Source organism: Paenibacillus sp. 19GGS1-52 (genome assembly GCF_022369515.1).
GTDB lineage: Bacteria > Bacillota > Bacilli > Paenibacillales > Paenibacillaceae > Paenibacillus_AQ.
Map to the genome: position 1 here is coordinate 2,924,912 of NZ_CP059724.1, position 18,105 is coordinate 2,943,016.

At 43.9% G+C, this 18,105-nt stretch carries 17 protein-coding genes; all 17 read left to right on the top strand.

Annotated features, from left to right (window positions below; all coding sequences use genetic code 11):
• Positions 1-2: 2 nt before the first annotated feature.
• The 17 genes from yfmH to H1230_RS14010 all read left to right on the top strand — a co-directional run bounded on the left by yfmH (position 3) and on the right by H1230_RS14010 (position 18,050).
• A complete protein-coding gene (yfmH, locus tag H1230_RS13930) occupies positions 3-1,283 on the top strand; it encodes an EF-P 5-aminopentanol modification-associated protein YfmH (RefSeq protein WP_239716244.1) in 1,281 nt (426 codons plus the stop codon).
• 9 nt (positions 1,284-1,292) lie between these two features.
• Positions 1,293-2,051, top strand: a complete 759-nt coding sequence (gene ymfI, locus H1230_RS13935; protein WP_239716246.1) for an elongation factor P 5-aminopentanone reductase — start codon at positions 1,293-1,295, stop codon at positions 2,049-2,051.
• A gap of 136 nt (positions 2,052-2,187) precedes the next feature.
• The gene (locus tag H1230_RS13940; RefSeq protein WP_154120217.1) at positions 2,188-2,451 is read left to right on the top strand and encodes a DUF3243 domain-containing protein; all 264 of its coding nucleotides are present in this window, start codon (positions 2,188-2,190) and stop codon (positions 2,449-2,451) included.
• 176 nt (positions 2,452-2,627) lie between these two features.
• The gene (locus H1230_RS13945) at positions 2,628-3,395 is read left to right on the top strand and encodes a DUF3388 domain-containing protein (protein ID WP_239716248.1); all 768 of its coding nucleotides are present in this window, start codon (positions 2,628-2,630) and stop codon (positions 3,393-3,395) included.
• Between the two features lie 96 nt (positions 3,396-3,491).
• A complete protein-coding gene (locus tag H1230_RS13950) occupies positions 3,492-4,448 on the top strand; it encodes a RodZ domain-containing protein (RefSeq protein ID WP_239716250.1) in 957 nt (318 codons plus the stop codon).
• A gap of 84 nt (positions 4,449-4,532) precedes the next feature.
• Positions 4,533-4,694 carry a hypothetical protein gene (locus tag H1230_RS13955; protein ID WP_239716252.1) on the top strand — a complete coding sequence of 54 codons (162 nt, stop codon included), beginning with the start codon at positions 4,533-4,535 and terminating at the stop codon, positions 4,692-4,694.
• Between the two features lie 237 nt (positions 4,695-4,931).
• Positions 4,932-5,423, top strand: a complete 492-nt coding sequence (locus H1230_RS13960; protein WP_154120214.1) for a YajQ family cyclic di-GMP-binding protein — start codon at positions 4,932-4,934, stop codon at positions 5,421-5,423.
• Positions 5,424-5,564: 141 nt separating this feature from the next.
• On the top strand, positions 5,565-6,152 hold the full coding sequence (pgsA, locus tag H1230_RS13965; RefSeq protein ID WP_239716253.1) for a CDP-diacylglycerol--glycerol-3-phosphate 3-phosphatidyltransferase: 588 nt from the start codon (positions 5,565-5,567) through the stop codon (positions 6,150-6,152).
• A gap of 196 nt (positions 6,153-6,348) precedes the next feature.
• The gene (locus H1230_RS13970) at positions 6,349-7,638 is read left to right on the top strand and encodes a competence/damage-inducible protein A (protein WP_239716255.1); all 1,290 of its coding nucleotides are present in this window, start codon (positions 6,349-6,351) and stop codon (positions 7,636-7,638) included.
• A 242-nt stretch (positions 7,639-7,880) separates the two neighbouring features.
• Positions 7,881-8,945 carry a recombinase RecA gene (gene recA / locus H1230_RS13975; protein ID WP_239716256.1) on the top strand — a complete coding sequence of 355 codons (1,065 nt, stop codon included), beginning with the start codon at positions 7,881-7,883 and terminating at the stop codon, positions 8,943-8,945.
• Between the two features lie 134 nt (positions 8,946-9,079).
• A complete protein-coding gene (locus tag H1230_RS13980; protein WP_239716258.1) occupies positions 9,080-9,814 on the top strand; it encodes a regulatory protein RecX in 735 nt (244 codons plus the stop codon).
• A 306-nt stretch (positions 9,815-10,120) separates the two neighbouring features.
• Positions 10,121-11,662 carry a ribonuclease Y gene (gene rny / locus H1230_RS13985; protein ID WP_154120204.1) on the top strand — a complete coding sequence of 514 codons (1,542 nt, stop codon included), beginning with the start codon at positions 10,121-10,123 and terminating at the stop codon, positions 11,660-11,662.
• A 202-nt stretch (positions 11,663-11,864) separates the two neighbouring features.
• Entirely contained in the window at positions 11,865-12,659 is a 795-nt protein-coding gene (locus H1230_RS13990; protein ID WP_239717313.1) for a TIGR00282 family metallophosphoesterase, read from the top strand.
• Positions 12,660-12,862: 203 nt separating this feature from the next.
• Positions 12,863-13,123, top strand: coding sequence for a stage V sporulation protein S (locus H1230_RS13995; protein ID WP_154120202.1), 261 nt, complete (start codon positions 12,863-12,865; stop codon positions 13,121-13,123).
• A 115-nt stretch (positions 13,124-13,238) separates the two neighbouring features.
• Positions 13,239-14,207 carry a dipeptidase gene (locus H1230_RS14000; protein ID WP_275591224.1) on the top strand — a complete coding sequence of 323 codons (969 nt, stop codon included), beginning with the start codon at positions 13,239-13,241 and terminating at the stop codon, positions 14,205-14,207.
• 139 nt (positions 14,208-14,346) lie between these two features.
• A complete protein-coding gene (gene pduL / locus H1230_RS14005) occupies positions 14,347-14,919 on the top strand; it encodes a phosphate propanoyltransferase (protein ID WP_239716260.1) in 573 nt (190 codons plus the stop codon).
• A 170-nt stretch (positions 14,920-15,089) separates the two neighbouring features.
• Positions 15,090-18,050, top strand: coding sequence for an EAL domain-containing protein (locus H1230_RS14010; protein WP_239716262.1), 2,961 nt, complete (start codon positions 15,090-15,092; stop codon positions 18,048-18,050).
• Positions 18,051-18,105: the final 55 nt, after the last annotated feature.

Sequence of the window (18,105 nt, forward strand, 5' to 3'; positions counted from 1 at the left end):
CGATGGAAAAGATTCATTACGAGAGACTTCAAGAAACGCTCTATCACGAGGTTATGGATAATGGTCTTCAGGTATATGTACTTCCAAAGCCGGACTTCCTGAAAACCTATGCTACTTTTGCAACTAAATTTGGTTCGGTGGACAATCACTTTCGTGTTGCTAATGGAGAAGAGACTCAGGTCCCTGACGGGATAGCCCATTTTCTGGAGCACAAAATGTTTGAAGAACCTGAAGGTGATATTTTCGCAACCTTTGCTTCAAATGGAGCATCTGCGAATGCTTTTACAAGCTTTGATCAAACCGTGTATTTGTTCTCGGCCACAGAGAATATTGAGACTAACCTCAGCACGCTTGTAGACTTTGTTCAGAACCCTTATTTCACGGATGAGAATGTGGAGAAGGAAAAAGGGATTATTGGGCAGGAAATCAATATGTATGCAGACAATCCAGACTGGCGTGTATACTTCGGACTGATTGAAGCGATGTATGCCAAGCATCCGGTTCATATTGATATTGCCGGTACTATAGAGTCAATAGATACGATTACAAAGGAGACACTGTATACTTGTTACCACTCCTTTTATCATCCCAGCAATATGCTGTTATTTGTCGTTGGCGGTGTGGAGCCAGAGAAGGTGTTCTCGCTCATCCGTGCTAATCAGGGCAAGAAGTCATACGAGAAGCAGGGCGAAATCAACCGTATTTTTGAAGCGGAGCCTGAGGAAGTCGCCAAGAAGCATCTGGAGAGCAAACTTGCGGTTTCCATGCCCAAGATTATGTTTGGTTTTAAGGAAAAAGAAGAAGGACTTACGGGTGAAGCAGCGGTGCGTCGTGATCTTACGACCAAGCTGATGCTGGATTTGCTGCTTGGAAGCAGCACGGTGTTGTATCAGAAGCTATATGATGCGGATCTGATCTCCGACAGCTTTGGTCATGAGTTTAACAGCTCTCCACAATATGCTTTTTCAGCGATTGGCGGGGATACCAAGGACCCTGATTTACTACTTCAGCGGATTAAGGAAGAAGTGAATCTACTGCTGGAGTCAGGCTTCGCGGAGAAGGATTTTGAGCGGGCCCGCAAAAAGAAAATCGGTGGCTATTTGCGCATGTTGAATTCACCGGAAAGCATTGCCCACGAATTCACACGTTACCAGTTCCGTGGTGGTGATCTGTTCGAAGTGTTGCCTATTTATGAATCCATAACACTAGATGAAGTTAACAAGCGCCTGCATGATCATGTGGATTGGGAGCAGCTCGCAGTTTCGTTGGTGGTGAGTCCTTAGGTGGCTATTATGGGAGAGAACAGTAAGCCTATAGGGGAAATGACAGTGCTAGTTACTGGAGGCAGCGGAGGAATTGGCGGAGCTATAGCCGAGCGCTTTGCTTCTGTAGGAATGAACATTGTCATTCACTACATGAATTCGCACGAAGCTGCAAATGATGTAGCCAGACGGTGTATGGCCCTTGGCGCAAAAGTGATGACGGTGACTGCGGATATGAAAGACCGCAGTCAGCTTTTGCGTATGGCCGAAAGACTCGAGAGCAGCGGAATGCAGCCTGATATTCTTGTGAATAATGCTGGCAAATCGCATTATGGGATGCTTGCCGATGTGACTGAAGAAGAATGGGATGATATTATGGCTGTCAACCTGAAAGGGACCTTTCTGTGCAGCCAGATTTTCATGCCCTATATGGTTTCCCAGCGCTATGGACGAATTGTGAACGTCTCGTCGGTGTGGGGAATTTCGGGAGCCTCTTGCGAAGTAGCCTATTCTGCCAGTAAGGGTGGTGTCAACGCTTTTACCAAAGCGTTAGCTAAAGAGCTGGCACCTTCCGGTGTGACCGTAAATGCTGTGGCACCCGGAGCAGTTAACACCGCCATGCTGGATAATCTTCAGGAGGATGAAATGCGTATGTTAGAGGAGGAGATTCCGGCTGGACGCCTGGCCTCTCCCCATGAAATATCTTCACTTGTTTATTTTCTGGCACTGCCCGAATCGGGCTACATCACGGGTCAGATCATTAGTCCTAACGGTGGCTGGATAACCTGATGCTTTAAGCTGGAGAAATACACCAGCATAAGATCATCCGACCTGAGACATATTATAACTGTTGATTTTAAATCTCACGTAAGGCGGCCAGTACTCGAAGTCGGTAATGGACCGTAAACATGAAGGAGGATTTAAGATGTCAACAGAAAATACTGTAATCAAGAATTTCGATACCTGGAAAAAATTTCTAGGTGAACGGGTCGTACAGGCGGAGAAAATCGGGATGAGCGAAGAGACGATCACTAAGCTTGCCTTTGAAATCGGGGAATTCCTCGATAATAAGGTCGATCCAGCGAACTCTTCGAACCGCGCGATCAAAGAACTGTGGGATGTTGGCGATGACGGAGATAAGAAGACCATTGCCAAACTCATGGTCAAGCTGGCGAAGAATAACGCATAAGCTTGCGGAACAAGCTCCCCTTGAGGGAGCTTTTCTGCAATTTTACAGACTGACCTTGCCTTTCAAATTTTTTTTATATATCATTAACATGACCCTTGTTTCAGATCGCTTTGTTGAATCAGAGCTTTTTTTACGTCTGGCAAAGTATAGGGAAAAGGAATCTATGAGGTGTACAGGTGGAGTATAAACAATGGTATATGGAATATAAGATACATAAGAACAGACCCGGTCTGCTCGGTGATATCGCTTCGATGTTGGGAATGCTGGAGGTTAACATTCTGACGATTAACGGAGTTGAAGGGAAAACTCGCGGAATGCTGCTGGAAACGAATGATGATGAGAAAATTATGCTGATGGGCGAAATGCTCAAGAAGGTAGATAATATTACGGTTACAGCTCTGCGTACTCCAAGACTTGTGGACAAGCTGGCTGTCCGGCATGGACGATATATAGACAGGGATTCTGACGATCGTAAGACCTTCCGCTTCACACGTGATGAGCTGGGTCTGTTGGTGGATTTCCTCGGTGAGCTTTTTAAAAGAGAGGGCAATCAGGTTATTGGTCTTCGCGGAATGCCGCGTGTTGGTAAAACGGAATCCATTATTGCGGGAAGTGTCTGTTCGATGAAGCGTTGGACGTTTGTATCCTCAACCCTTTTACGGCAGACTGTCCGCAGTCAGCTTGCTGAAGATGAGCTAAACCCAAACAATGTATTCATTATTGATGGTATAGTTAGTACAATACGTTCCAATGAGAAGCATTACAACTTGCTGCAGAAGGTTATGAGTATGCCTAGCACAAAGGTTATTGAGCATCCAGATATTTTTGTGCGTGAGTCTGATTACACGTTCGATGATTTTGATATCATTATTGAACTGCGCAATAATCCCACAGAAGAGATATTGTATGAATCATTTACAGCAAGCTATAGCGATGATCTATAGAACAAGCTACACATCGAAGATTATGCTTACAAAACTTAGTGAATTACGAAGTTGTACATCGAAGATTATGCTTACAAAACTTTAGGAGGTGATGGTATGTCGGAACTGGGCCGGCATTTGAAGGAAGCTCGTCTGCAAAAAGGGATGAGCCTTGATGATGTCCAGGAAGTAACAAAAATTCGCAAAAAATATTTGGAAGCCATCGAGGCGGAGGATTACAAGGTGCTCCCCGGTAGTTTTTATGTACGGGCGTTTATCAAAACCTACGCTGAGGCAGTTGGCGTCAATCCCGATGAACTGTTAGAGGAACATGGCAACGTACCTGTACCTCAGGTGGAATCGACTATGGAAACGGTGATTCAAAAGCGCAGTCGCAGACCGGAAACGGAACGGAATGCGAAGTGGCTGCCTACACTATTAATGTGGACTTTCCCTATATTAATTATTGTAGTGATTTATATGTATGCCTCACAGCTTAACAAATCAGATACCAAGCAAATCGATCCGGTCAAGCTGACTGACGCAGAGCAAGACCCACAGACTGCTCAAACCGCCCCACCAGCGGCTGGTGGGGGCGTAGTGGTGCCATCAGCCTCATCAGGAGCAGATGTAGGCGGAGCAACTGCGCAAACGACTACAGAGCCAACAGCAACGCCAACTCCTTCTCCGTCTCCTTCCACGCAAGCAGTTACAGTAACGGAGGATGGCAAATCGGGAAAAACAACGATATTCAAGGTCTCAGCTCCCCCAGGCAGCGCAGTACAGGTAGAGATTGCTGCCACTGGAGTGAGCTGGCTTGAAGTCTATAATGGCGAGAACTCCAAGGGTGAGAAGCTGTCTTTTGGCAATACTGCTGCAGGAGATACAATGAGCTTTACTCTTGGAAGTGCAGGGATGTATATTAAATCAGGTTATTCACCTGCTACCACGGTCACGGTTAATGGCCAGGTCATTACCGATGGGAAAACCTCTTCACGTTTTCTTGTTAAGCTTGATGAGGGAACGCCCAGTAGTACACCTGATACTGGACAGAATAGCGAAACGAGTCAATAGAGGATAGATATGTATAGACTTTGGTTTTCTGGAGAACCTAAGAATGAATTACAGTTCTTACGCCAAAGTGAGGTGTATTCTCTCATGACCGTCAGTTGGATCGTAGCAGGACTAGGTGTTATCGTCAGTCTCTTCGGGTATTATTTGACACCGGGCGCCTGGGGCTATGGAATTCTTGGTTTTGGACTGGCACATATCTACCTTGGAATTCTGGATATGTTCCGGAATCCTGCCCGCAGTAGATAACTGTCAGAGTAGTGGCCGTCTCCTAGGGAAGAGGGAATCTCTTGGAGGCGTGTTTTATGTAATTAAGCCTGTATATCTGCCTTAGTAGATGAGCAGGAGCTAGCTTCAGCATAAAAGCTCCACTTTGGTGGGGCTGTTTTCTATGCTAGGTTGCTTTTTTTCTTTTCATAATTAGACTTGGGAGACCCTTTCTCATATAATAGTAGCAGAATAAACGCAAGCAAAGGACGTGGAGTAATGAGTTCGGAATGTTCATTTGACATCTTATCCAAGATGGATATGCAGGAACTGACCAATGCAATCCATCAGACCGAAAAGGAAATCGATAACCGTTTTGACTTTAAGAACAGCAAGAGCAGCCTCAAACTCGAGAAGGATGCGCTAATTATCGCTTCTGAAGATGAATTTAAACTAAATGCCGTCATTGATATTTTACAGACCAAGATGGTTAAGAGAGGTATCACGCTCAAGAATCTGGATTTTGGCACCATTGAACCAGCGTCTTTAGGAAGTGTACGCCAGCGCTTGGGCCTCAAGCAAGGAATTGATCAAGAGAATGCCAAGAAGATCAACATTCTGATTCGCGACTCCAAGCTGAAGGTAAAGAGTCAAATTCAGGGTGATCAAATCCGCGTCACTGGAAAAAGCCGTGATGATATGCAAGAGATCATGCAACTTCTGCGAAAAGCTGATTTGCCGTTGGATTTGCAGTTTAACAATTTCAAGTAAGTTCTCGTACCCCGCAGTGCTTGCCAGCACCTATTTTGCGGGGTGCTTTCTGTTTTTTTGACACTCATTTGTGGCTATAATATACTTGCTTAAGAAATGTGGATTAACGTTTTTGTATGAATGATCAGGGGAGGAACTTCAGTGAATTTGCCCAACCGCATCACGCTTGCTCGCATTTGTCTTATTCCAATTATGATGTTTTTTTTGCTGGTGAATTTTAGCTTTTATCCAGAGCCAATACATTGGGGCTCATTCCAGCTTTCCATTAACCATCTGATAGCGGCTGTAATATTCTTGCTTGCTGCCAGCACGGATGGGATAGATGGTTACATCGCTAGGAAATATAATATGGTCACCAATCTGGGCAAACTGCTCGATCCCCTTGCGGACAAGCTGCTGGTATCAGCAGTATTGATTTCTTTAGTGGAGCTGGGTAGATGTGATTCATGGATTGTGATTGTTATTATCAGTCGGGAGTTTGCAGTAACCGGACTTCGCCAGGTAGCGCTGCTTGAAGGAAAGGTAGTAGCCGCCAGTAAATGGGGGAAAGTAAAGACAGTTGTCCAAATTATTGCGATTTCTTTGCTGCTGCTTAATAACTTTCCATTTCAGTTCATTAGCATTCCTGTAGATGAGATTGCTATTTGGGCCGCAGCAATCATCACTATTTATTCTGGTATTGATTATTTCGTGAAGAACAAGGATTTGCTTCAGCTTCACAATGCATAGGCTGAAGAAGAGTGTGAAGCAATAGGTATAGTGCCTATTGTTTTTTTTAAAGATAAGAATTTATATATTTGACGCGATAATTTATCCTTATCTTTCTCGAAGAAACGGGTGCCGTCCATATAATGGACGGCAAAGCCGTTTCTTCTTGCGAAATATCAGTTATGCAAACTCTACAACTAGGAGGCGAAAGCCAGCTATGAAGGCAGAAATTATTGCAGTCGGTACGGAACTTTTACTTGGCCAGATCGTGAATAGCAATGCCCAGTTTTTATCGGTAGAGCTTGCTGCATTAGGAATTGATGTGTATTTTCAAACCGTGGTTGGTGACAATAGCAGCCGGCTGCAGGAGGCCATCAAGATCGCACAAAGCCGTGCGGATGTTATTCTATTCACTGGCGGAATTGGTCCAACTGAGGACGATCTCACTAAAGATGCCTTGGCTGCTGCGTTGAGTCGAACGGTTCATATTGATCAGCTGGCGATGGATCATGTGCAGCGTTTTTTTGATGAGCGGAAGATTGTAATGACAGAAAATAACCGTAAGCAAGCCATAATTATTGAAGGCACTACACCGCTTCCTAACGAGATCGGTCTTGCTGTTGGTATTGCTTTGGCTCACGACAATAAATATTATATCGTACTTCCTGGTCCGCCCCGGGAGATGAAGCCGATGTTCACAGATCAGGCCAAGCCGTGGCTGCAACAACATGCTTTAACTGATGAAATGCCGATTTACTCCAAAATGCTTAAATTCGCTGGAATTGGAGAATCGCTGCTGGAGGATAAGCTGATTGATCTCATTCACAGCCAGACTGATCCTACAATTGCACCATACGCCAAAGAAGGCGAGGTCACAGTCCGTATTTCGACAAAGGCTCCTTCCGAGCGAGAAGCAATGCAGAAGCTAGAGGTTATGGAACAGAAAATCAAGGAGATCCTTCCGGAGCATATGTATGCGAATATAGATGTACCTTTAGAACAGCTGATTGTGGACTGGATGGCTGATGCAGGACTGACCCTAAGCGCAGCGGAGAGCTGCACAGGGGGACTGCTGATGGAAAGCATCACTAATATACCCGGTAGCGCTACAATGTTTGCAGGAGGCATCGTCTGCTATTCTAATGATATGAAGAAAAAGCTGCTGAATGTGCCAAGTGCTTTACTCGAGGGGAAAGACGCTCCCGGAGCTGTCAGCCGTGAAGTAGCTGAGGTGCTGGCAGATCAGGTGAGAATGATCGCGGATACTGACTTTGGATTATCCGTTACAGGTGTAGCAGGACCAGGGTATTCTGAACGCAAACCCGTGGGTTTGGTATTTGTCGGCTTAGCTGAACGAGGCCGTAAGACAGAGGTGTACGAGCTTAATCTTAAAGGTACTCGCGAGAATATACGGCTGCGCACTGTTAAGGCTTTGCTCTACCGTCTCTGGCGCAGGCTGGAGGAACGTAAAGTTGAAACTCCGCTCGAGGGAACAGTCTTGCAATGACATTCAGTTTAGGTATATAATTGACCCATACGGAAGAACCGTGGCACTGAGCTTTCTTTGCCGCGGTTTTTTGTTTTTTATGGTTCTTTGTTATTATGGGTTAGCTTCCTGTGATCAACTTACAATAAAAGGGATAATTAACCTAAGAATCAAAAAAAACGAATGTATGTTCGAAAAAAAGCTTGGCAAGACTTCCAAAACACGCTATTATATTACTATAAACAGTGAAGGAAGTGGTCTGATTGTCAGATCGTAGTGCAGCGTTGGAGATAGCTCTTCGTCAAATAGAAAAACAATTTGGTAAAGGTTCGATCATGAAACTGGGAGAGTCCACTCATATGCAAGTGGAAGTTGTACCTAGTGGATCTTTGGCACTTGATATTGCGTTAGGTATTGGCGGACTTCCCAAAGGACGGATTATTGAAGTGTATGGACCAGAATCTTCTGGTAAGACAACCGTTGCTCTTCATGCTATTGCAGAAGTACAACGGTATGGAGGACAAGCTGCATTTATCGATGCTGAGCATGCTCTCGACCCTAAATATGCTAAGGCCTTGGGTGTAAACATTGATGAGCTTCTCCTGTCTCAGCCAGATACGGGTGAGCAGGCGCTTGAAATTGCTGAAGCACTCGTTCGCAGTGGAGCTGTAGACATTATTGTCATCGACTCCGTAGCGGCATTGGTGCCAAAGGCTGAAATTGAAGGCGATATGGGTGATTCTCATATGGGTTTACAAGCTCGTTTAATGTCTCAGGCTTTGCGTAAGCTGAATGGTGTAATCAGTAAATCGAATACGATTGCAATTTTCATTAATCAGCTCCGTGAGAAAATCGGAGTTATGTTCGGTAATCCGGAGACCACTCCAGGTGGTCGGGCCTTGAAATTCTACTCTTCGGTGCGGTTAGATGTACGTCGTGTAGAGAGTATTAAGATGGGTAACGATGTCGTAGGTAACCGTACTAAGATCAAAGTCGTGAAGAACAAGGTAGCGCCTCCGTTTAAGCAGGCGGATGTAGATATCATGTACGGTGAAGGGATTTCCAAAGAAGGAAGTCTGGTGGATATTGGTATTGATTTGGATATCGTTAACAAGAGTGGCGCGTGGTATTCCTACGAGGGCGAACGTTTAGGCCAAGGACGGGAAAATGCCAAGCAGTTTCTGAAAGAACATCAGGAAATGGCGCTTGAAATTGAGAATAAGATTCGTGAAGCAAGCAATTTATCAACTATTGTTGCTGCGCCGAAGGCAGCAGAGATTGAAGCAGAACAAAAAGAAGAAGAAAATCTACTGCTTGAAATTGAATAATATCACTCGTTGAACATGGGGTTAAATTACATTTATGGCGCGAGCGCCCTGCGAAAGACTGTAGCAGGGTGCTTTTTCCTAATAAATAAGTGTATGAAGAATAAGGATATACAGCTATGAGGTGACAAACAGCCATGGTAATTCAATTGAACCCTGAACCGGAAGAGCAGGATGAACAGGTACTGGCCCATTTTCCTGAAAATGAGCCTCTGGAAATTACGCGAGTAGAACTGCAGAAGAAGTCGAAATATCGTTATATCATTCATTTCGGGGCTTATAACATGACTGTTCATGAAGATGTCATGATTAAATATCGAATGATTACTGGGAATACTTTTATTAAAGCTGACCTAGAGGAAATTATTGTGGCGGACGAGCGCCAACGAGCCTATGTAGAGGGACTGCGTTATCTGGAACGGAAGGCGCGTACAGCTCTGGAGATGACCCGCCGTTTACGGGAGAAGGAAATAGGGGAGACTATTATCGCGGAAGTGCTGCAGCGTTTGCAGCAGGAACGGCTGATAGACGATTCTTTATATGCCAAACAATGGGCAGAGCAGCGCATTATGAACCAGCGCAAGGGCAAGATGCGGATTCGCCAGGAGCTGCGTGAGAAGGGTATCGACAAATCTTTGATCTCTGAGGTGTTGGAGAATATTAGCCCGGAGCAGGAACTGGAGATCGCACTTGAGACAGGCCGGAAGAAGTGGAATCTGATTCGCGGTGATGTCGCAGGCAAGCGAAATAAGACTGGAGCCTTCTTAATGCGGCGTGGATTTACAGGTGAAATGGTACGCCAAGTTCTGAATACTTTGCTTCAGGAAGAGGATTTTGAGGGTGAAGAAGAGGAAATATACTACACTGACTGATTCTCTTGACTTTAATGAGTATATCGTCTCTCTTGACAATGTCTTTTTATAAATAATAAAATATAACATGAATCGGCATAAAGTAAGAATCCTTTTTCCTTCCCAAAAAGGTAACCCTTACTCGCGATTCGCGTACAACTCATATGAAATGTAAACGCCGGATAAGGCGGGCAGTGTGCATGTAATCATGTGCAGTAATGGCAATCGGTGAATTTACCGGTTTTTTGTATGGTGATGGAACGGATAGTTTAACAACTGCACAATTCCCAAGGTAACTCTTGGAGGAATCAACGAGGAGGTGAACAGATGCCAATTATCATCTGGATCATTATCGTTCTCGTTGTAGCTGCCTTATTCTTTGGGTTCGGTTATTTTATTCGTAAATCCATTGCAGAAGCTAAAATTTCAAGCGCAGAGAAAGAAGCCCTCGTCATCGTGGAGAACGCGAAGAAAGAGGCGGAAGCGCTGAAGAAGGAAACGGTATTGGAAGCTAAGGACGAAATCCATAGAATCCGTACCGAAGCTGAGAAAGAAACTCGTGAACGTCGGAATGAAATCCAACGACAAGAGAGACGTTTGCTGCAAAAGGAAGAATCGCTGGATAAAAAAATGGAATCGCTTGAACGAAAAGAAGAACAAGTAGCGAACAAAGAGAAACGAATTGATGAAACCCAACAGCAAATTGATGTCATTTACAAAAATCAAGTCACGGAATTGGAGCGTATCTCCAATTTGAGCATCGAAGACGCAAGAAGTATCATTCTTAGCAATGTAGAGCAAGAAGTTCGCCATGAGACCGCACAGATGATTAAGGAAATTGAGCAGCAAGCTAAAGAAGAAGCGGATAAGAAAGCCCGTGAAATCATTACACTCGCTATTCAACGTTGCGCAGCTGATCATGTAGCGGAAACAACGGTTTCGGTGGTTACGTTGCCGAATGAAGAAATGAAAGGCCGGATTATTGGTCGTGAAGGTCGGAACATTCGCGCACTGGAAACTCTTACCGGTATTGACCTCATTATTGATGATACGCCGGAAGCTGTTATTTTGTCAGGATTTGATCCAATCCGCCGCGAAGTGGCTCGTACAGCACTTGAGAAGCTTGTGGCTGACGGACGTATCCATCCAGCTAGAATTGAAGAAATGGTTGAGAAATCCCGTAAAGAAGTGGATGAACGGATTCGGGAATACGGTGAGCAGGCTACCTTTGAGGTAGGTGTTCATGGATTGCATCCGGATCTGATCAAAATTCTGGGCCGTCTGAAATTCCGTACAAGCTACGGTCAAAATGTATTGAAGCACTCTATGGAGGTTGCTTATTTGACTGGACTGATGGCCGGTGAGCTAGGGGAAGACATCGTGCTTGCAAAACGTGCCGGACTGCTCCATGATATCGGCAAAGCGCTTGATCATGAAGTAGAAGGTTCGCACGTCGAGATCGGTGCTGAACTTGCGAAGAAATACAAAGAGCATCCAGTTGTGCTTAACAGTATCGCATCTCATCATGGAGACTGCGAGGCTACCTCGGTTATTGCAATGCTGGTTGGTGCCGCTGATGCTTTATCAGCCGCAAGACCAGGCGCACGCCGTGAAACACTGGAAACGTATATCAAGCGTCTGGAAAAGCTGGAGGAAATCTCCGAGTCCTTCGAAGGCGTCGAGAAATCCTACGCCATTCAAGCGGGCCGCGAGGTTCGCGTAATGGTGCAGCCTGAGAAGATAGACGATGCTGAAGCATTCCGTCTGGCTCGCGATATTACGAAGATGATTGAGAGTGAACTGGATTATCCAGGACATATCAAGGTTACCGTTATCCGCGAGACACGGGCTGTAGAATACGCTAAATAAGCAAACAAGCAGAAACGGTAGCTGCGCCTGTAATCAGGACAGCATCCGTTTCTACGGGAAATATAAGGATAAAGCTTAAGCAAAACTTATACTTTCTTATATTTTAAGAAAATTGGCCCCTAAGCGGGGGCCTTTTTTTCTTTAAAAATGGATGACTCAGAATGAAAATATACACAGTGGTTCAGTTTAGGAGGAGAAGATCATAAAAGTTTTATTTATTGGAGATATCGTAGGAAACACTGGAAGAAAAGCACTGCGCGAGATGCTGCCTTCCCTGAAAACTAAATACCAGCCGCATATTATTATTGTCAATGGGGAGAACTCTGCTGCCGGCAGAGGTATTACTTCTTCCATTGCTAATGAGTTTTTTAATTGGGGAGTTCACGGCATCACTTTGGGCAATCACACTTGGGATAACAAAGACATCTTTGAATTCATCGATGATGAGCCACGAATTATCCGTCCCGCCAATTTCCCGCCAGGAACACCAGGCCGAGGTTATACTGTCGTTAAAGCCAATGGCAAGGAATTGGCGATTGTCAATCTGCAAGGCCGTACTTTTTTACCGCCTATCGATTGTCCTTTCCGTGTTGGAGAAGAAATTGTTGAAGAGCTGCGTAAGGAGCATAAGTGTATTCTTGTTGATTTCCATGCGGAGGCCACGTCGGAGAAAATAGCTATGGGTTACTTTATGGATGGACAGGTGTCGATAGTGGTAGGGACTCATACTCATGTTCAGAGCAATGATGATGTGATTTTACCGGGCGGAACAGCCTTTTTGACCGATGCCGGCATGGTTGGTTCTAGAGAAGGGATTCTCGGGATGGAAAAAGACGCAGTCTTGTATAAGTTCACTACTCAGCTTCCGGCACGATTTGTTGTAGACGAAGGCAAGTGGCAGCTCAACGGTTTATTTGTAGAGTTGGATGAGGACACTGGTGCGGCAAAACGTCTAGAGAAGATACGCCTGCGTGAAGATGAGTGGGTCATGAGCTAGTCTGATTTTGGTGAGTCTAGTAAATAAGTCGGGAAAAATGATGGATTTAAGCGAAGTGTGATATTTTTTATAGCAGAAAAGAGTATCTTTTGTACCATTTTCTCCGAAGAGGTCCGCAAAAAGAAGGAATTATTTCTTCTCTCGCGAATAACATCTACTGTAGTGGAAGAACACCAACATTTTTCCCAGGGGAGGTACTTACTATGGATGTATTAAAAGTATCAGCTAAATCCAATCCAAATTCCGTCGCCGGTGCATTAGCAGGTGTTCTTCGTGAACGTGGAACGGCCGAGCTACAGGCTATTGGAGCAGGTGCACTGAATCAAGCAGTTAAAGCTGTCGCTATCGCCCGGGGATTCGTCGCACCAAGCGGCGTCGACTTGATTTGTATTCCAGCCTTTACCGATATTAAGATTGATGGAGAAGATCGGACGGCGATTAAGCTGATTGTCGAGCCCAGATAATAGATTAGCAGTTTGGATAGAAGCCTGTTTGCTTTTGTAGACAGGTTTTTTTCTTTTGTATTTATAGCAGTAGGTTTCGGTACATAAACGGAGCAAGGGAAAGTGAGGGAGTCTCTTGAACAGAGCCGATAAGCTGAAGGTAGCAGATTTTCACTGTGATGTACTTAGCAAGATGCAGGCCTTTCCGGATATTAATTTCGAGAACGATCTTCGTCTTGATGTTACTGCGGAACGCCTACAGGCGGGTGGGGTAGGAATGCAATGCTTCGCAATCTATCTGTCTGCCGCCAGAGGAAGACCTAGCTTCGAGAGTGTTCTGGGACAAATTAGTTTCTTCAGGGAAAAGATAACAGGCTCAGGAGGCTTGCAGTGGCTGCGCTGGAGGGAAGATATAGAGAATCAGATGATTATCCCCCCAAGCTGGGGAATGCTCTCTCTGGAAGGCGTAGACGGTCTGGAGGGCAATCTATTCTATGCTGAGCTTTGCTTCGAGCTTGGGGTGCGTTTCTTCGGAGTAACCTGGAATTATGCTAACTGGGCTGCAGATGGGGTCTTGGAGAAGAGGAATGGTGGATTCACGGAGAAAGGGCGGGAACTGGTAGAGTGGTGCAATCGCAGTGGAATGCTACTGGATGTTTCGCATCTGTCACCGGCAGGCTTCTGGGAGCTTAAAGAGCTTAGTACGCGGCCTTTTATTGCCTCCCATTCCAATGCTGCTGCAATCTGCAAGCACCCGCGTAATTTGAACGATGAGCAGATAAAAGCGGTGATTGCTATGGACGGTCGCATGGGCTTGACCTTTTTTCCGAGCTTTGTACGTGACGAAGGTACGGCAAAAGCTGAGGATTTACTGAAGCACATTGATCATGTCTGCAGTCTTGGTGGTGATAAGCAGCTGATGTTTGGATCCGATTTTGACGGGATCGATTCCTGGCTGGAGAACCTGGAGCATCCGGGGAAATATCCGGAGTTTGCAGATCTATTGCTTGCGCACTATTCGGAAGATTCTGTGAAAGGTTGGTTATCTGGCAATGCTATGTCCTATTTGAAGCTACATATGCCGTCTAAAGCCGCTCAACCGTGACAATCCTGTTCCGAAATCATAAAATGTCGAAAAAAAGAACATTAAAGTGAGGAGCTTCCTTTTTATTTTTGCTGAATAAGATGTATAATATTCAATGGCTTGTACAGATACTAGAGAAAATACAAGGAGTGACTTTACAATGAGCAAGACTGTACCCGTAGGTGTGTCGGCCCGACATATTCACCTAACGCAGGAGCATGTGGAAGCGTTGTTTGGCCCAGGCTATCAATTAACTGAGTTCAAACCGCTCTCCCAACCCGGACAATTTGCAGCAAATGAACAAGTAGCAGTAATCGGAAGCAAGAGTAAATTCGACAAAGTAAGAATTCTCGGACCTGTGCGTCCGGCATCCCAACTGGAAATCTCGCGCACTGACTCTTTCAGCCTCGGCGTGAAAGCACCTGTACGCGAATCCGGCAACATCGAAGGTACACCAGGCATTACTCTTAAAGGTCCTGCCGGCGAAGTCGTACTGGAAACAGGCGTTATTATTGCAGCCCGTCATATTCACTTTCATACTTCCGAAGCTGAAGCTTGGGGCATTGCTGACAAGCAATTGCTGAAAGTTCGTCTTGGTGGAGATCGTGGACTCGTACTAGAGAACGTGCTGGCGCGTGTATCTGACAACTTTGCACTTGACATGCATATCGACACCGACGAAGCTAACGCTGCAGGTGCCAACAATGGCGATACTGCTGAAATTGTAGACTAGTCTTTTTTATTCATAACGAATGAGAGCGGGGGAGAGGTCCTTCGCTCTTTTTATTGTTTTAAACTAAGTGCGTATGTTAGCAGGAAAAGGGTTATTATTTAAGTATGAGGGATTAACGTTGTTATGCTCCTTTGAAGTAATAAAGTGCAAAATTGGGAGTGATGATATGTATGGAGATGGAACTGGAGCGGAAATTTAAAATAACACTAGATGAGATATTGTCGATAACGGACAACATCGAATTAATTGATGTGTTGCGTAGAAAAGATAAGAGTTCTGAGTTAGCTCAAAAAGTAGCAAACGTAGGGTATTGGGAGTATGACGAATTGCTTGACAAGGTCACATGGTCGAAACAAATGTTTATTATTTTTGCGATCGATGATCAATTAGCGTTGAATTCAGAATCCATTTCGAATTGTATCCATCCGGATGACCGGGATCGAGTTCATGATTGGTTTGTCTTAGCGGCCAAGGATAAAGCTGCCTATACCATTGAATATCGCATCATCCGACCAAGTGGGGAAGAACGGCATGTTATCGAGATTACCGAATTTTACCCTAAGGGAGTCATAGGAACCATTCAAGATATTTCGGAAAATAGAAAATTGAAGCTCCAATTAATAGAAGAAGGCCAATATTACAAAGCACTGTTTGAAAATAATGTGGACGCCGTCTATTCTATGGATCTGGATGGTAACTTCCTATCCTGTAATTCAGCATTAGAGGATATGTTTGGATATTCCAAGAAAGAAATTTTTGATAAAAATTTAAAGCATTTTGTGGAACCAACCTCTTTGGGAATCATTCAAAGCTACTTTAAGGAAGCCATTAAATCACTCTTACCGCAAAATTATGAGGTAGTAGGTATTCATAAGAATGGGGAAGTAATTGATTTTATACTTACGAATATTCCTATCATTATCAATGATGAACTGGTCGGGATTTATGGAATAGCTAAAAATATATCCGAGAAAAAAGTGATGGAGAGAGATCTTAAGGAAGCAGAAGCTAAATATAGAGGGATTGTGGAGCAATCGATCGTAGGCGTATTTATTGCCCAGAAGGGGTCGTTTGTGTATACAAATCCGCAATTCAACACTATGTTAGGTTATAACTCTTTAATAGGGATGAATGTATTAGTGACGGTACACATGGAAGATAGAGAACTCTTTTCAAGCAAAATCCTGAATTTAAGCGAAGGGCAATTTAACCAGAACATTAGCCATAGAGCTGTGAAAAAGGATGGGACCATTTTAATATGTGAGGTTCATTTCACGAAGATACTTCATAATGGTGAATTGGCAACGGTTGCTACCGTCTTGGATATTACAGAACGGCGAAATACAGAGGAGCACAATCAGTACTTGGCTTACTATGATTACTTGACCGATCTACCTAATCGCAGGCTGTTTGAAGATGAGTTAGTGAAGGAACTGCGAGTGGCTCAGGACGACAACAAGAAATTGGCAATTATATTAATTGATCTGGATCGGTTTAAATCAGTGAATGATGCGCTAGGCCACTCCATCGGAGATACCTTGTTACAGCAATTTGCCAAAAAACTACAGAGCTGCTTAGGTGAGGAGCAAATTGTGTATCGCCTTAGTGGCGATGAATTTGGTATTGTTGTATCCGATGTGGATAATCATCGTGACCCCATGTCCCTTGCGGATAAAATCATACAAATAAACGGCGAGGTCTATTTAATTGAAGGTTATGAATTAACAATTACGGTCAGTATTGGCATAAGCATGTTCCCTGAAGATGGTGTTAATATGGACATTTTACTCAAAAGTGCAGACACTGCACTCTTCTTTGCTAAATCCAAAGGCAGGGACCAGGCCCAATATTATTACTCAGCCTTAAATATTCAGTCCTTTAAGATCTTTACGATGAGAAATGGTCTTCGCAAAGCTCTAGAGAATAAGGAATTTTTCCTGCAATATATGCCGCGTGTAGATACCCAAACTAAGAAAATCCTGGGGGTGGAAGCATTAATCAGATGGAATCATCCAGATTGGGGCCTAGTTCCACCGGCAGAATTCATCCCGCTTGCTGAAGAAACAGGACTTATTGTCCCGATCGGTGAATGGGTGTTACGTGAAGCTTGTGAACAGAATAGACGCTGGCAGGATATGGGTCTTCCACCCATTGTAGTCTCGGTTAATTTCTCTGTACAACAATTATTCAAACATAATATATTGCAGATCATAGATGGAATTATTCATGAGTCAGGAATTGCTCCAGATTGCTTGGAGATTGAAATTACGGAAAGTTCTTTTATTAGTAACGAAAAAGAAGTGACTCAATTGCTGCTGGAGTTAAAGAAGCGGAGAATTAAAGTTTCGTTGGATGATTTTGGTACAGGCTATTCATCCTTATATATGCTTAAACGCTTGGCACTGAATACGATTAAAATAGATAAATCATTTGTGGAGGAAATTCTAACTAATGATGTGAATAGAAGCATTATTGAATGTATTTTGAATTTAGCCAAAGCGCTAAATATGAGTGTAGTGGCTGAAGGTGTGGAAACAGTTGAACAATATGATTTCTTGAAGGCGCAACATTGTGATGAAATTCAAGGTTATTATTTTAGCCGTCCTATTGGAGCTGCAGAGCTTGCAAAACTATTAAAAAATAAGTATATGTTTAGTCCAACCGTGCCAATTAAACAACAGGAATTAATATTAAACCGCAGAAAAAACTTTAGAGTTGAGTTGGATGATCCATTAGTAGCCGGAATGACGATTGTCATGTTTAAGGGAAGGAAGGTTGATCTGGGCACTACGGATGTATACGTTACGAGCATTGGTCCAGATGGTCTGAAGTTTCTTACGGGCTTTAAATTACCGATGAATGATGAGATTACGTTGATATTTGAAACGGAAATATTAAATCAGACTTATGAGCTAGAAGGAAATATTACATGGAGTAATGAAATTGAAGGTGGCGAAGTTTACGAATATGGTGTGCAATTTCAGATTGAGGAAAACGAGCAATTGGCTTTGGTTCAAGATCTAAACCTGCTAGCCATCAAAATCCTTGAAGGAGTTCCAGCACATACTCAAATCTTTGTCGGAAATCCAATAAATAGAATTAAGGAAAAGGCTAAGAAAATAAGGTTATAAGAAGGAGAATTACAAGTTAAAAAATCAAAAAAAGCGTTGCCGAGAGCTACTTCTT